General features: G+C 62.8%; 12 protein-coding genes. All 12 read left to right on the top strand.

All coding sequences use genetic code 11. The annotated features are described in order from the left end of the window. The first annotated feature begins 11 nt into the window (after window positions 1-11). Entirely contained in the window at window positions 12-1,166 is a 1,155-nt protein-coding gene (gene ftsW, locus ACSQ3G_RS10520) for a putative lipid II flippase FtsW (protein ID WP_436109981.1), read from the top strand. A gap of 7 nt (window positions 1,167-1,173) precedes the next feature. Then, the gene (gene murG / locus ACSQ3G_RS10515; protein ID WP_436109980.1) at window positions 1,174-2,298 is read left to right on the top strand and encodes an undecaprenyldiphospho-muramoylpentapeptide beta-N-acetylglucosaminyltransferase; all 1,125 of its coding nucleotides are present in this window, start codon (window positions 1,174-1,176) and stop codon (window positions 2,296-2,298) included. Further along, window positions 2,295-3,704: a UDP-N-acetylmuramate--L-alanine ligase gene (murC, locus tag ACSQ3G_RS10510; RefSeq protein WP_436109979.1), complete on the top strand. Its 1,410-nt coding sequence runs from the start codon at window positions 2,295-2,297 to the stop codon at window positions 3,702-3,704. The genes murG and murC overlap by 4 nt, the downstream gene beginning before the upstream one ends. 3 nt (window positions 3,705-3,707) lie before the next feature. Next, on the top strand, window positions 3,708-4,682 hold the full coding sequence (murB, locus tag ACSQ3G_RS10505) for a UDP-N-acetylmuramate dehydrogenase (protein ID WP_436109978.1): 975 nt from the start codon (window positions 3,708-3,710) through the stop codon (window positions 4,680-4,682). Window positions 4,683-4,930: 248 nt separating this feature from the next. After that, window positions 4,931-5,632: an aquaporin Z gene (aqpZ, locus tag ACSQ3G_RS10500; RefSeq protein ID WP_436109977.1), complete on the top strand. Its 702-nt coding sequence runs from the start codon at window positions 4,931-4,933 to the stop codon at window positions 5,630-5,632. Window positions 5,633-5,965: 333 nt separating this feature from the next. After that, window positions 5,966-6,892 (top strand): D-alanine--D-alanine ligase, encoded by a 927-nt coding sequence (locus tag ACSQ3G_RS10495; protein WP_436109976.1) that lies wholly within the window; start codon window positions 5,966-5,968, stop codon window positions 6,890-6,892. Continuing rightward, entirely contained in the window at window positions 6,880-7,812 is a 933-nt protein-coding gene (locus tag ACSQ3G_RS10490; protein ID WP_436109975.1) for a cell division protein FtsQ/DivIB, read from the top strand. Before ACSQ3G_RS10495 ends, ACSQ3G_RS10490 begins: the two co-directional genes overlap by 13 nt. Continuing rightward, the gene (gene ftsA / locus ACSQ3G_RS10485) at window positions 7,809-9,140 is read left to right on the top strand and encodes a cell division protein FtsA (RefSeq protein ID WP_046633535.1); all 1,332 of its coding nucleotides are present in this window, start codon (window positions 7,809-7,811) and stop codon (window positions 9,138-9,140) included. Before ACSQ3G_RS10490 ends, ftsA begins: the two co-directional genes overlap by 4 nt. Window positions 9,141-9,227: 87 nt before the next feature. Next, window positions 9,228-11,003, top strand: coding sequence for a cell division protein FtsZ (gene ftsZ / locus ACSQ3G_RS10480; RefSeq protein ID WP_436109974.1), 1,776 nt, complete (start codon window positions 9,228-9,230; stop codon window positions 11,001-11,003). A gap of 255 nt (window positions 11,004-11,258) precedes the next feature. Beyond that, a complete protein-coding gene (lpxC, locus tag ACSQ3G_RS10475; protein ID WP_436109973.1) occupies window positions 11,259-12,215 on the top strand; it encodes a UDP-3-O-acyl-N-acetylglucosamine deacetylase in 957 nt (318 codons plus the stop codon). Between the two features lie 218 nt (window positions 12,216-12,433). Further along, window positions 12,434-13,300 (top strand): outer membrane protein assembly factor BamD, encoded by an 867-nt coding sequence (locus ACSQ3G_RS10470; protein ID WP_037087402.1) that lies wholly within the window; start codon window positions 12,434-12,436, stop codon window positions 13,298-13,300. Between the two features lie 10 nt (window positions 13,301-13,310). After that, window positions 13,311-14,984, top strand: a complete 1,674-nt coding sequence (gene recN / locus ACSQ3G_RS10465) for a DNA repair protein RecN (RefSeq protein WP_436109972.1) — start codon at window positions 13,311-13,313, stop codon at window positions 14,982-14,984. Window positions 14,985-15,045 lie beyond the last annotated feature (61 nt).

Below are 15,045 nucleotides of genomic sequence, written 5' to 3'. Positions count from 1 at the left end.
GGGAACGACAGATGGTAAGCCGCGCAGACCGTGGGCCGCTCGCAGACTGGTTCTGGACGATCGACCGTTTCTTCCTCGTCGCCTTCGTGTTGCTGATGGGCGTCGGTTTCATGCTCTCCTTCGCCGCCTCGCCCGCGGTCGCCGAACGTATCGGCCTCAGCAGTTTCCACTTCGTCGAGCGCCACGCGCTGTTCCTGCTGCCGTCGCTGGTGGTGATGGTCGGCCTGTCCTTCCTGACGCCGCGGCAGGTGCGGCGAACCGCGATCGTCCTTTTGATCATCTCGCTGACGTTGATGGTGCTGGCGCTGTTCTTCGGCGTCGAGGTAAAGGGATCACGGCGCTGGATCGGCGTCGGCATGTTCTCCATCCAGCCATCGGAATTCATGAAGCCCGCCTTCGTGGTCGTCTGCGCCTGGCTGTTTGCCGAGCACGCGCGGCAGCCGGAAATCCCCGGTAATCTCTTCGCCATCATCCTGTTCGGCATCGTCGCGGCACTGCTCGTCGCCCAGCCCGACCTCGGACAGACCATTTTGACCAGCGTCGTCTGGGGCGGGATGTTCTTCATGGCCGGCATGCCCTGGCTGTGGATCGTCATGCTCGGCGGCGTCGGTGCCGGTGGCATCGTCACCGCCTATTACATGCTGCCGCACGTGACCGCCCGCTTCGACAAGTTCCTGACCGGCGAGGGCGATCGTTTCCAGATCGAGACCGCGCACGAAGCGATCCTGCAGGGCGGCTGGTTCGGGCAGGGGCCGGGCGAGGGCATCGTCAAGCGCATCCTGCCGGACAGCCACACGGACTTCGTGTTCTCCGTTGCAGCCGAAGAATTCGGCATTATCTTCTGTATGGCACTTGTGGCGATCTTCGCCTTCATCGTGCTGCGCGGCCTGAACCACGCCTTCAAGGAGCGCAACGACTTCAACCGGTTCGCGGTCGCTGGCCTCGTGCTGCAGATCGGCATGCAGTCGCTCATCAATATCGGCGTCAATCTCGAACTCATGCCGGCCAAGGGCATGACGCTCCCCTTGATCTCCTATGGCGGCTCCTCGATGATCGCGATCTGCATCACTGCAGGCTTCATCCTGGCGCTGACCCGCCATCGTCCGGAGAAGCGAGCGCAAGAGCGGAGCCTGTTCCGGGTCGCCCAGGGCGTACCCGCGGAGTAAAAGTCCAATGACCAAGGGCATCATATTGCTTGCCGCCGGGGGAACCGGCGGTCATGTGTTTCCGGCGGAAGCGCTGGGACACGAATTGAAGGCGCGCGGTTATTCCGTGCATCTCGTCACCGACAGCCGGGCCGAGCGTTATGCCGGCACGTTTCCCGCCGACGAAATCCATGTCGTTCCGTCCGCCACGTTCGGATCCAAGAACCCGATCGCGCTCGCCCGCACCGGCTGGAAGCTGTGGACGGGCCTGCGGGCTGCCCGCCGCCTGATCGCCCGTCTGAAGCCGCTCGCCGTCGTCGGTTTCGGCGGCTACCCGACCGTGCCGCCGCTGATGGCTTCGACCGCCATGGGCGTGCCGACGATGATCCATGAACAGAACGCCGTGATGGGCCGCGCCAACAAGGCGCTGGCCGCCAAGGTCCAGGCGATCGCCGGCGGTTTCCTGCCGGAGGGCAGCGGCCCCTATGCGGACAAGACCGTCACGACCGGCAATCCGGTGCGTCCGGCCGTGCTTGCGGCCTCCAATATTCCCTATGTCGCCTCTCGCGGCGACGATCCATTCCGGCTGGTCGTGTTCGGCGGCAGCCAGGGCGCGCAGTTCTTCTCGTCGGCCGTGCCGACGGCGCTCAGCCTGCTCGACCAGACCGAGCGCGATCGTGTCGTCGTTACCCAGCAGGCGCGTCCGGAAGACAAGGATCGGGTCAGCTCCTGCTTTGCAAAGCTCAAGGCACCCGCCGACATCTCGTCGTTCTTCTCGGACATGGCCGAACGGCTGGCGACGGCACATCTGGTCATCTGCCGCTCCGGTGCCTCGACGGTGTCGGAAATTGCGGTGATCGGCCGGCCGGCCATTCTCGTGCCTTACCCGCATGCTCTGGATCATGACCAGGCGGCCAATGCCGCGGCGCTGGTGGCGACCGGCGGTGCGAAAGTCGTGCCGCAGTCGGAGCTTTCTCCGGAAAAGCTCGCCTCGATCATTTCGGGTGCGATGAAGGATCCGGATAAGCTCGAAAGAATGGCAGCGGCTGCCAAGTCCGCCGGCCGGCCGAATGCAACCGGCCAGCTTGCGGATCTGGTCGTGGCGATCGCGGAGCGGAAATCGATTTCGGAATTCAAGGGAGTGCGTGCATGAAGATGCCGAAGGCCATAGGGCTCGTTCATTTCATCGGCATCGGCGGTATCGGCATGAGCGGTATCGCCGAGGTGCTGCATAATCTCGGCCACAAGGTCCAGGGATCCGACCAGGCCGACGGCGCCAATGTCCAGCGCCTGCGTGACAAGGGCATCCCGGTCTTCGTCGGCCACCAGGCCGCGAATATCGGCGATTCCGAGGTGGTGGTCGTCTCGACCGCGATCAAGAAGAACAATCCGGAGCTGATGGCCGCGCGCGAAAAATCGCTGCCGATCGTCCGCCGCGCCGAAATGCTCGCCGAGCTGATGCGCTTCCGCAATGCGATCGCCATCGGCGGCACACATGGCAAGACCACTACGACCTCGATGGTCGCCGCGCTGCTGGAGGCAGGCAACCTCGACCCGACCGTCATCAACGGCGGCATCATCAACGCCTACGGCACCAATGCCCGCATGGGCGCGGGCGAGTGGATGGTGGTCGAGGCCGACGAATCGGACGGCACCTTCCTGAAGCTGCCCGCCGATGTCGCCGTCGTCACCAATATCGATCCCGAACATCTCGACCATTACGGCAATTTCGACGCGGTGCGCGCCGCCTTCCGGCAGTTCGTCGAGAACGTGCCGTTCTACGGGTTCGGCGTGCTCTGCCTGGATCATCCGGAAGTGCAGGCGCTGGTCGGCCGCATCGAAGACCGCAAGATCGTCACCTATGGCGAAAACCCGCAGGCGGATGCGCGTTTCTCGAATGTCCGCATGGAAGGCACCAAGTCGATATTCGACGTGGAAATTCGCCGTCGCCGCACAGGCCGGGTGTTCCAGTTCAAAGATCTCGCGCTGCCGATGCCCGGGCGCCACAATATTTCCAACGCCACCGCCGCGATCGCCGTCGCCAACCGGCTCGGCATCTCGGAAGAGGATATCCGCAAGGGGCTCGCCAATTTCAGTGGCGTCAAGCGGCGCTTTACCCTGACGGGGACCTGGAACGGCGTTTCGATCTTCGACGACTACGGTCACCATCCGGTGGAGATCAAGGCCGTGCTGCGGGCAGCCCGCGAATCGTGCCAGGGCCGCATCATCGCGGTGCACCAGCCGCATCGTTACACGCGTCTGTCGAGCCTCTTCGAGGATTTTGCCAATTGCTTCAACGATGCCGACAGCATCATCCTGGCGCCGGTCTACGCCGCCGGCGAGGAACCGATCGAAGGTGCCAATTCTGAAACGCTGATTTCGCGCATCCGTTCGGGTGGCCATCGCGACGCAAGATACATGGCATCGCCGACAGAACTCGCTTCGATTGTATCGGGCATTGCGAAGCCGGGTGATTTCGTGGTTCTTCTGGGAGCGGGCAATATCACACAGTGGGCCGCGGCGTTGCCGAAGGAACTGGAAAGCATATCGGGACAGTAGGAAATGAAACAGGTGAACGGGGAAAAGCTTCTGGCGTCGTTGGGGGATGACGTCAACAAACTGCGCGGAAGGCTGACGCCGGACGCGCCGATGGATCGCGTTACCTGGTTCCAGGCCGGCGGGCTCGCCGAACTGATGTTCCAGCCCCATGACGTCGACGATCTCGTGACTTTCCTGCAGATCCTGCCGGAAGAGGTGCCGCTGACGGTGGTCGGCGTCGGTTCGAACCTGCTCGTCCGCGACGGAGGCATTCCCGGCGTCGTTCTGCGCCTCTCGGCCAAGGGTTTCGGCGGGGTCGATCTCGTCGGCGACAACCGTATCAAGGCCGGCGCGATCTGCCCCGACAAGCACATTGCCGCAATGGCGATGGACAACGGCATCGGCGGTTTTGCCTTCTATTACGGCATCCCCGGCTCGATCGGCGGCGCTCTGCGCATGAATGCCGGCGCCAATGGCGGCGAGACGGCCGGGCGCGTCATCGAAGTGCATGCCGTCGACCGCAAGGGCGGCACGCATGTCTTCTCGACTGCCGAGATGGGCTACAGCTATCGCCATTCCTCGGTCCCGGCGGACATGATCTTTACCCACGCGGTCTTCGAAGGGTATCCCGAGGAGCGGGCAAAGATCCGCGCCGAGATGGATGCCGTGCGTCAGCATCGCGAGACGGTGCAGCCGATCAAGGAAAAGACCGGCGGCTCGACCTTCAAGAACCCGGAAGGCCATTCCGCGTGGAAGCTGATCGACGAGGCCGGCTGCCGCGGGCTGGTCAGCGGCGGAGCACAGATGTCGTCGCTGCATTGCAACTTCATGATCAATATTGGTTATGCCAGCGGCTACGACCTCGAATATCTCGGCGAAACCATTCGCCAGCGAGTGTTCGAACATTCCGACATCAAGCTCGAATGGGAAATCAAGCGCCTCGGCATCTTCATGCCCGGCCGCGAGGTGAGACCCTTTCATGGCATGACAAGCGAATGACGGTACTCGACCGGGGTGAGGCAAAGGCCCCCGGTTGGCGGGTTATCTTGTAAATTTAAGACGTTGCAGCGGTCATCTCGTGTTTTGATTCAGTTGGATAGCGCCGGTGACGCCGGCGCAACCTTGGATGTTTCACGAGTTGCTTATTCATTGAGCATTCATGAGAATATATTGCATAATATCCTTGTTTGAATGAGAGTCGCGCCTGGACCGGCAGGGTGCCGGGGGCACGAGCAGGGGGATATCCAATGTTTAAAAAATTAGCGGCCGAGTTTTTCGGCACTTTCTGGCTTGTCTTCGGTGGATGCGGCAGCGCGGTTCTGGCTGCTGCATTTCCGGATCTCGGCATCGGCTTCGTCGGCGTAGCGCTCGCGTTCGGCCTGACGGTGCTGACCATGGCTTATGCGGTCGGGGGTATTTCCGGCGGGCACTTCAACCCGGCGGTATCGGTGGGACTGACGGTGGCGGGCAGGTTCCCGGCGTCGAGCCTCCTGCCTTATATCGTCGCTCAGGTGGTCGGGGCGGTCGTTGCGGCCCTGGTTCTCTATCTCATCGCCTCCGGCAAGGCTGGTTTCCAGCTCGGCGGCTTCGCGTCCAACGGCTATGGCGAGCATTCGCCCGGCGGTTATTCATTGACCTCCGCGCTGTTGATAGAACTGGTTCTCACCGGTTTCTTCATCTTCATCATTCTGGGCGCGACCGGACCAAAGGCGCCGGCCGGGTTTGCTCCGATCGCGATCGGTCTTGGGCTGACGCTGATCCATCTGATCTCGATCCCGGTCACCAATACATCCGTCAACCCGGCACGTTCGACCGGCGTCGCGCTGATTGTCGGGGACTGGGCTGTCGCACAGCTTTGGCTTTTCTGGGTTGCCCCGATCGTAGGTGCCATCCTCGGCGCGCTGGCGTGGAAGCTGGTGGACGATTCGGAAGAGCGGGCCGCGGCCTGATCTTTTCTTCCCGGTAAGAGAGCCCGCGAAGCCGCACGCTTCGCGGGCTTTTCCGTGCCTCGAACTTTCAGGAATCGCCGTCCGATTCGAGAGGCTCGATCGTCCTTTTATTGCCGTTCCGAATGTTGCCGCAAACTGGGCGTTAACATCCAACGATTCGATTTTTCCTTTGTTTTCATGCTTTTGGCTACCCGGGTTAATCAAGGTAAACGGTTTGTTAACTATATTCGGGCACTAATGCAGGCATGCCTAACGTCCGGCGAGAATCGTCAGAGAACAGGTTGGCGCAAGCGCCGTACTAGAGAGTGTAGTCCTTTTTGGCGGGAGTGATTGATGAGCGACAAGCACGTGGCTGTTTTGATGGGAGGATTTTCCTCCGAGCGGCCTGTCAGCCTGTCCTCGGGCACTGCCTGTGCGGATGCTCTCGAAGGTGAAGGCTATCGCGTCACCCGCGTCGATGTCGGCCGGGATGTCGCGGCCGTTCTCTCGGAGCTTCGGCCAGACGTTGCCTTCAATGCCTTGCACGGGCCTTTCGGTGAGGACGGAACGATCCAGGGCATTCTCGAATACCTCGAAATTCCCTACACCCATTCCGGTGTGCTCGCCTCGGCGCTCGCTATGGACAAACATCAGGCCAAGCACGTCGCCAAGGCATCCGGCATTCCCGTCGCCGAAGCCAAGGCCATGAGCCGCTTCGATATCGGTAACGCCCATCCGATAAAGCCCCCCTATGTGGTGAAGCCGGTTCGTGAAGGGTCGTCCTTCGGTGTCGTGATCGTCCAGGAAAATCAGTCGCATCCGCCGCAGATCATCGGTTCGTCCGAATGGCGTTACGGCGATCGCGTTCTGGTCGAGCGCTATATCTATGGCCGCGAACTGACCTGCGGCGTGATGGGCGAGGTGGCGCTTGGCGTCACCGAAGTGGTGCCTCTCAGCCACGCCTTTTACGATTACGATGCGAAATATGCGGAGGGTGGTTCGAAACACGTCATCCCGGCGCAAATTTCACCGAATGTTTACCAAAAGATTCAAACACTAGCGCTCAAGGCGCATCAGGCGATGGGCTGCCGTGGCGTCAGTCGCTCCGACTTTCGCTACGACGACCGCTTCTCCGAGAACGGCGAGGTTATCTGGCTGGAAATCAACACGCAGCCGGGCATGACCCCGACATCACTGGTGCCCGAAATGGCCGGCCATGCCGGTCACTCATTTGGTGAACTCGTCCGTTGGATGGTGGAGGACGCTACGTGTTTGCGTTGATCGGCAGAAAAGCGGGTGGACCGCGAGGCCGTTCTCAGGCTCATTATCTCGGTGCCGAAGAGCGCCGGGTTCTTCCGCGCCCGCTTCGCCGGGTGTTCCGTTTCTGCGCCAGCCTCGCCACCGGCCGCATCCACATCCCGTCCCATACCGGAACCCTGTCCGCTCTCGGCTTCTTCGCCGCGATCGGTCTCTACGGCATGTCGCTCGGCGGTCATGGCCAGGCGGTCGCGCAGGCGACCACGGCGGCTGTCGGCTTTGCGATCGAGGATGTGCGCGTCTCGGGCAATGACCAGACGTCCGAAATCGACATCCTGCAGCTTCTCGGCCTCGACGGGACGACCTCGCTTGTCGCTCTCGACATCGATTCCGCCCGCCGCAAGCTCTCGGCGCTTCCCTGGGTCCAGTATGCGGAAGTTCGCAAGATCTATCCGAAGACGATCGAGGTGATGCTGAAGGAGCGTCAGGCCTTCGGAATCTGGCAGCACGGCGCCGAACTGTCGCTGATCGAAAAGAACGGCAGCGTGATCGCGCCGCTGCGTGACAACAAGTTCGCCTCGCTGCCGCTCTTCGTCGGTCGCGATGCCGAGACGGCCGCATCCTCCTTCGAGGACGCCATGGCCGGCTGGCCGGAGCTGAAAAATCGTGTGAAGGCCTATGTCCGCATTGCCGGTCGCCGCTGGGATCTGCATCTCGACAACGGCGTCGTGCTGAAGCTGCCGGAAGCCAACGTCGCCAAGGCGCTGCGCGTGCTCGCACGGCTCGAAAAGGAGCAGGGCTTGCTGGAGCGCGATGTCGCCGGTGTCGACCTGAGGCTTGAGGATCGTACCACCATTCAGCTCACTCCCGGTGCCATGGATCGCCGCAAAGAGGCGCTCGATGCGCGGACAAAGGCCTTGAAGAAACTGGGAGAGCAGTCTTGAGCGTATTCGGTTCTTCCCATTTCGGTCTGCCGCGCATGAAGCCGCTGTCTTCCAAGCGCAGCCACGTCGTTTCCGTCCTCGATATCGGCTCAACCAAGGTGGTCTGCATGATCGCCCGGCTGACGCCGCGCCAGGAAAGTCAGGTTCTGCCCGGCCGCACCCACAATATCGAGATCATCGGCATCGGCCACCAGCGCTCGCGCGGTGTGAAGTCCGGCGTGATCGGCGATCTCGATGCCGCGGAAAGCGTCGTTCGCCTCGCGGTCGATGCCGCCGAGCGTATGGCGGGGCTTACCGTCGACAGCCTGATCGTCAATGTCTCCGCCGGCCGCATCACCAGCGACGTCTATACGGCGACGATCGATCTCGGCGGCCAGGAAGTGGAAGAGGCCGATCTCAAGAAGGTGCTGGTTGCGGCAAGCCAGCAGTCGCTGCGCCAAGATCGCGCCATCCTGCACTCGCTTCCAACCGGTTTCTCGCTCGACGGCGAACGCGGCATCCGCGATCCGCTGGCGATGTTCGGCGACACACTTGGCGTCGACATGCACGTCGTGGCCGCTGAGCGCGCCACGCTGAAGAACCTCGAACTCTGCGTCAACCGTGCGCATCTCTCGGTCGAAGGCATGGTTGCAACGCCTTATGCGAGCGGCCTTGCGGCCCTCGTCGACGACGAAGTCGAACTCGGCTGCGCCGCGATCGACATGGGCGGCGGCACGACGACGATCTCGGTCTTTGCCGAGGGCAAGCTCGTCCATACGGATGCGATCAGCCTTGGCGGTCATCACGTGACCACCGACCTTGCCCGCGGGCTTTCCACCCGCATCGAGGATGCGGAACGCATGAAGGTCGTGCACGGTTCGGCGCTCGCCAACGGTGGCGACGAGCGGGATGTGATCTCCGTTCCGCCGATCGGCGAGGACGATCGCGATCAGCCGACCCAGGTGCCGCGTTCGCTGGTCACCCGCATCGTGCAGGCGCGCATCGAAGAGACGCTCGAGCTCATCCGCGACCGCATCCAGAAGTCGGGTTTCAGCCCGATCGTCGGCAAGCGCGTCGTGCTGACGGGTGGTGCCAGCCAGCTTACCGGCCTTTCGGAAACGGCGCGCCGGATCCTCGCGCGCAATGTCCGCATCGGCCGTCCGATGGGCGTCTCCGGCCTGCCGACGGCAGCCAAGGGACCGGCCTTTTCGACGGCAGTCGGGCTGATGATCTATCCGCAGGTCGCGGATCTCGAAACACACGCTTCGCAGAGCGGCCTGATGGCCACGCTGGGAAGCGGCAATGGCAGGCTGGCCCGCGTGGGCCAGTGGTTAAAGGAAAGTTTTTGATGCGAGGGGCTTCGGCCCGCGTATCGGAGAAGAGTTGCAATGAATTGGCCGGCGGCGATGCGGCCAGCAAAAGAAGGAACTGGTGCAATGACCATCAAGCTGCAAAAGCCTGATATCACCGAGTTGAAGCCTCGGATTACCGTGTTTGGCGTCGGTGGCGGCGGCGGTAACGCCGTCAACAACATGATCACAGCCGGCCTCGAAGGCGTCGATTTTGTCGTCGCCAATACCGATGCCCAGGCGCTGACCATGACCAAGGCCGAACGCATCATCCAGATGGGCGCTCGGGTCACCGAAGGTCTCGGCGCCGGTTCGCAGCCGGAAGTCGGCCGCGCCGCCGCGGAAGAATGCCTCGACGAGATCGTCGATCACCTGCATGGCACGCACATGTGCTTCGTCACTGCCGGCATGGGCGGTGGCACCGGCACGGGTGCCGCGCCGGTCGTCGCGCAGGCCGCCCGCTCCAAGGGCATCCTGACCGTCGGCGTCGTCACCAAGCCGTTCCATTTCGAAGGCCAGCGCCGCATGCGGCTTGCTGAATCCGGCATCCAGGAACTGCAGAAGTCTGTCGACACGCTGATCGTCATTCCGAACCAGAACCTCTTCCGCATCGCCAATGACAAGACGACATTCGCCGACGCGTTCGCGATGGCCGACCAGGTTCTCTATTCTGGCGTCGCCTGCATCACCGACCTGATGGTCAAGGAAGGCCTGATCAATCTCGACTTCGCCGACGTCCGCTCGGTGATGCGCGAGATGGGTCGCGCGATGATGGGTACCGGCGAAGCATCCGGTCCGGGCCGCGCCATGCAGGCCGCAGAAGCCGCGATCGCCAATCCGCTGCTCGACGAGACCTCGATGAAGGGCGCTCAGGGGCTGTTGATCTCTATCACCGGCGGCCGTGACCTGACGCTGTTCGAAGTCGACGAAGCTGCGACCCGCATTCGCGAAGAAGTCGATCCGGATGCGAACATCATCCTCGGTGCGACCTTCGACGAAGCGCTCGAAGGCCTGATCCGCGTATCGGTGGTGGCGACTGGTATCGATCGCGCCGCCGGCGCCGTCGACATCCGCGCCGCCGAAATGCGCGCCGCTGCCAAGCCGATCATCCGTCCGTCGGCTGCCATTGCTCCGGCGCCTGTTGCTGCTCAGCCGGCTCCGGTCATGCAGGCAGCCCCGGCTCCGAAGCCGGTCGTCGATCCGATCGCCGAGACGATCCGCATGGCGGAAGCCGAAATGGAACGCGAACTCGCAATCGCTGAACCGCAGCATCAGCATGCGGCACCTCAGCCGGTCGCTCCGCAGCCGGTCATGCATCAGCAGGAAGAGTTCCGTCCGCAAAGCCGCATCTTCGCAGCTGCTCCGGCCGAAGCACCGGCCCCGGTCATGAGCCGCCCGGTTCCGGCCCCGCAGCCGGCCCCGGTTCATCATCACGCGCAGCAACCCGCTCCGGCGATGAGCCAGCCGGCTCCGCGCCCGGCGCAGCCGGTCTACCGCGAGCCGATGTCGCAGGTGGTCGAACCGGTTCGCATGCCGAAGGTCGAGGATTTCCCGCCGGTCGTGAAGGCCGAAATGGATCGTCGCGCTCAGCCGGTGAGCCATGTGCAGGAAGAACGCGGCCCGATGGGTCTCCTGAAGCGGATCACCAACTCGCTTGGCCGCCGCGAAGAGGAAGAGCCTGCTCACATCGAGCCGGCCGCACCGGCTCCGGCCCCGCAGCAGCGTCGTCCGCTGTCGGCCGAAGCAAGCCTCTATGCGCCGCGCCGCGGCAATCTCGACGATCATGGACGTGCGGTTCCGCAGGCCCATCACGAGGAAGACCAGCTCGAAATTCCGGCCTTCCTGCGCCGCCAGTCGAACTGAGTTAAAGACGGTCACGAAACGTGAAGAAGGCCCGGATCACGCATCCGGGCCTTCGCTCGTTTTATCAATCAAGACGTAGAGTTAACAACGTAACAATCCGAAATGAACAGTGATTTGGATTGTGCCGGATGGCTGCGTATGAAAGACGCTAAGACACGCCGACAGAGATCGACCGATTCAGGCGATCGGTCCGGCAGGCGTTAAGAATATCGGATCCTTTTGCTTTACGGATCCGGCGAAAAGAAGGCAGCAGGAATGACTATCGGACTGTTCGGTTTCCAGACCACCATCGCCTCCCCGGTAACCCTGAAGGGCATTGGCGTTCATTCCGGAGCCCCCGTCAGCCTTACTTTTCAGCCTGCCGAAGCTGGCACCGGCGTGATCTTCACGCGTCTTCTGGACGACGGCAGCTCGGTCGAATATCGGGCCGTTTCCTCCCAGGTCGGCAATACCGATCTCTGCACCGTTCTCGGCACTTCGCTTTCCCGCTCCGTCGCAACGATCGAACATGTGATGGCGGCGCTCTACGCGCTCGGCGTCGACAATATCATGGTCGAAGTCGACAGCGGCGAGATGCCGATCATGGACGGCAGCTCCTATCCGTTCATCGAAGCGATCGAGCAGGCCGGCATCGTCAATCTCGGCATCAAGCGCCGCTACATCCGTGTCCTGAAGCCGGTCCGCATCGACTCCGGCGCTTCGTGGTCCGAGTTCCGCCCCTATGACGGCACCCGTTTCGAAGTCGAGATCGATTTCTCTTCGCCGCTGATCGGCCGCCAGATCTGGAAGGGCGACCTGACCGCCGAGACCTTCAAGCAGGAACTCTCCCGTGCCCGCACCTTCGGCTTCATGCGCGATGTGGAGCGTCTCTGGGCCGCCGGTTATGCACTCGGTTCCTCGCTCGAAAATTCGGTCGTCATCTCCGACGATGACACGATCGTCAATGTCGAGGGCCTTCGTTACAAGGACGAATTCGTCCGCCACAAGACGCTCGATGCCGTCGGCGACCTGGCGCTTGCCGGCGCCCAGTTCATCGGCTGCTACCGCTCCTATCGCGGCGGCCACAAGATGAATGCCAATGCGCTGAAGGCGCTGATGAGCGACCCGACGGCTTACGAGGTCGTCGAGGCTCCGTCGTCGCGTGCGGCCCGCGTGCGGGCAGGGGAGTTCGTACCGGTCAACGTGCCGGAACTTGCATCCTGGTTTGCCTGATAAAGTTGACCCAGTCGACTCGGCCGCTTCTCCGGAAGCGGCCTTTTTCTTTTTGAGGGACAGGGTTCCGATTTCACCTTGAATTGCCGTATTGCGGCGGCGTGCCACAAAAATGCATTAATGCCACAGCATTGCGTTGCTCTCCCTTTGCTTTTATGGCTAGAACGGCCTGCTTGGGCAGCGGGCTTTTCAGGCGCGGGACGATCAGGAATTCTCGAATGAACCATGTAAGGTCTGTTGGAATGCGTAAGACGGCAAGAGTAGCGCTTATGTCGCTGGTGCTGGCCGGCGCCGGCTTTGGCATGACCGCCTGCCAGTCGGATCCAGATATCGACATCACCAAGCTCGGTCTCGAAACGGATGCGCCGGAGACGCTCTACAACCAGGGTCTCGCCAACATGAAGGCCGGCAACCTTGCCGAAGCGGGCCGCAAGTTCGATTCGATCGACCGCCAGAATCCCTTTACCGAATGGGGCCGCAAGGCGCTCGTCATGAGCACATTCACCAAGTACCGGCTCGGCCGCAACGACGAGGCGGTGGCCACCGGCAACCGCTACATGAGCCAGTATCCGCAATCGCAGGATTCAGCCTATGTCCAGTATCTCGTCGGCCTCGCTTACTCCAAGCAGATCGCCGACGTGACGCAGGACCAGCGCGCTGCCGTGCGCACCATCGATGCGATGAACAAGGTCGTGACCAATTACCCGACCTCGGAATATGTCGAGGATGCGCAGGCGAAGATCCGCTTTGCGCGCGACCAGCTCGCCGGCAAGGAAATGCAGATCGGCCGTTATTATCTGGAGCGCAAGGAATATCTTGCTGCGATCCAGCGCTTCCGCAACGTGGTCGAGCAGTATCCCAACACCAATCAGGTGGAAGAGGCGCTGGCACGCCTGACCGAGGCCTACTATGCGATGGGCATCACAGAAGAGGCGCAGACCGCTGCCGCTGTCCTCGGGCGCAATTATCCCGACAGCCAGTGGTATGCCGATTCCTTCAAGCTGCTGAAGGGCAACGGCGTCGAACCGCGCGAGAATCGCGGTTCGTGGATTTCCCGCGCCGGGGCCAAGCTGATCGGCGCTTAAGGTCTGAGACATGCTGATCCAGTTATCGATCCGCGATATCGTTCTGATCGAGCGGCTGGATCTTGCCTTCGAGACCGGCCTTTCGGTGCTGACCGGCGAAACCGGCGCCGGCAAATCGATTCTTCTCGACAGTCTTTCGCTGGCGCTCGGCGGCCGTGGTGACGGCGACCTGGTGCGCCATGGCGAGGACAAGGGCCAGGTGACGGCCGTCTTCGACGTAGCCGGCAGCCACGGTGCCCGAAAACTCCTGCGCGACAACGGCATCGACGACGACGGCGATCTGATCTTCCGCCGCATCCAGTCGGCCGATGGGCGCACACGCGCCTCGATCAACGACCAGCCGGTCAGCGTGCAGCTGATGCGCCAGGCCGGCCAGCTTCTGGTCGAGATCCACGGACAGCACGACGACCGGGCGCTGATCGACACCGACGCGCACCGCACGCTGCTCGACGCCTTCACGGGCTTAAGCGACGAGGTGCTGCAGCTTTCCGCCCTTTATCGCTCCTGGAAGGACGCGGATCGGGCCTTCAAGACCCATCGCGCCAAGGTCGAGGCCGCGGCCCGCGAAGCCGATTATATCCGTGCCTCGGTGGAAGAGCTGCAAGCGCTGTCGCCGCGTGATGGTGAAGAGGACGAACTTGCCGAACAGCGCTCGCGCATGCAGAAGTCCGAACGCATCGCCGGCGACATTTCCGAAGCCTCCGAATTCCTCAATGGCAATGCATCGCCCGTGCCGCTGATCGCCTCGCTGGTGCGGCGCCTGGAGCGCAAGAGCCATGAGGCGCCGGGCCTGCTCGAAGAGACTGTCGAGCTTCTCGACCAGGCGCTCAACTACCTCTCCAATGCCCAGATGGAAGTCGAGGCGGCGCTGAGGCGCACGGAATTCGATCCGCGCGAACTGGAGCGGGTCGAGGAGCGGCTGTTTGCACTCCGGGCCGCCGGCCGCAAATATTCGATCCCGGTCGCCGACCTGCCGGCGCTTGCCGAAAAGATGATATCGGACCTTGCCGATCTCGATGCCGGCGAGGAGAAGCTCGCCGAGCTGGAAAAGCTGACCGCCGCTGCCAAGGCCGCCTACGATCAGGCCGCCGCCATCCTGTCAGAGAAGCGCCGGCACGGCGCCGAAGCGCTGGCCGAAGCCGTGATGGCCGAGCTGCCGGCGCTGAAGCTCGAACGGGCCCGTTTCATGGTCGATGTGGCGAGCGATCCGGAGGCGGCGAGCGCCGAAGGCATCGATACCATCGAGTTCCACGTCCAGACCAATCCCGGCACGCGTCCCGGCCCGATCATGAAGGTCGCTTCGGGCGGCGAGCTATCGCGTTTCCTCCTGGCGCTCAAGGTGGCGCTCGCCGATCGCGGCTCGGCTCCGACACTGGTCTTCGACGAAATCGATACCGGGGTCGGCGGTGCCGTCGCCGATGCGATCGGCCAGCGGCTGAAACGGCTGTCGGACAAGGTGCAGGTGCTGTCCGTCACCCATGCACCGCAGGTGGCCGCGCGTGCCGCAACGCATCTGCTGATCTCCAAGGGGCCGGCCGGCGAGGGCACCGACAAGATCGCCACCCGCGTCGCCACCATGGAGCCGGAACACCGCACCGAAGAGATCGCCCGCATGCTCGCCGGCGCATCGGTGACCGACGAGGCGAGGGCGGCGGCCAAGCGGCTGCTGGCGGGCAACGGCTGACCGGAATGTAATCCCGTCGGCGTACCGACCTCCCGCTGCTTTCCAATGAAAAAGCGCGTCC

Source organism: Neorhizobium tomejilense (assembly GCF_964254135.1).
Taxonomy (GTDB): domain Bacteria; phylum Pseudomonadota; class Alphaproteobacteria; order Rhizobiales; family Rhizobiaceae; genus Neorhizobium; species Neorhizobium tomejilense.
Note: the sequence above shows the minus strand (reverse complement) of the source record. Positions and strands in the feature narration are given on the sequence as shown.

Excerpts from the sequence above, each read along its gene's own strand:
- ACSQ3G_RS10495 (WP_436109976.1), top strand. The coding sequence starts at position 5,966 with ATGAGCGACAAGCACGTGGCTGTTTTGATGGGAGGATTTTCCTCCGAG.
- lpxC (WP_436109973.1), top strand. The coding sequence starts at position 11,259 with ATGACTATCGGACTGTTCGGTTTCCAGACCACCATCGCCTCCCCGGTA.
- murC (WP_436109979.1), top strand. The coding sequence starts at position 2,295 with ATGAAGATGCCGAAGGCCATAGGGCTCGTTCATTTCATCGGCATCGGC.
- ftsW (WP_436109981.1), top strand. The coding sequence starts at position 12 with ATGGTAAGCCGCGCAGACCGTGGGCCGCTCGCAGACTGGTTCTGGACG.
- ftsZ (WP_436109974.1), top strand. The coding sequence starts at position 9,228 with ATGACCATCAAGCTGCAAAAGCCTGATATCACCGAGTTGAAGCCTCGG.
- murG (WP_436109980.1), top strand. The coding sequence starts at position 1,174 with ATGACCAAGGGCATCATATTGCTTGCCGCCGGGGGAACCGGCGGTCAT.
- murB (WP_436109978.1), top strand. The coding sequence starts at position 3,708 with ATGAAACAGGTGAACGGGGAAAAGCTTCTGGCGTCGTTGGGGGATGAC.
- ACSQ3G_RS10470 (WP_037087402.1), top strand. The coding sequence starts at position 12,434 with ATGAACCATGTAAGGTCTGTTGGAATGCGTAAGACGGCAAGAGTAGCG.
- aqpZ (WP_436109977.1), top strand. The coding sequence starts at position 4,931 with ATGTTTAAAAAATTAGCGGCCGAGTTTTTCGGCACTTTCTGGCTTGTC.
- recN (WP_436109972.1), top strand. The coding sequence starts at position 13,311 with ATGCTGATCCAGTTATCGATCCGCGATATCGTTCTGATCGAGCGGCTG.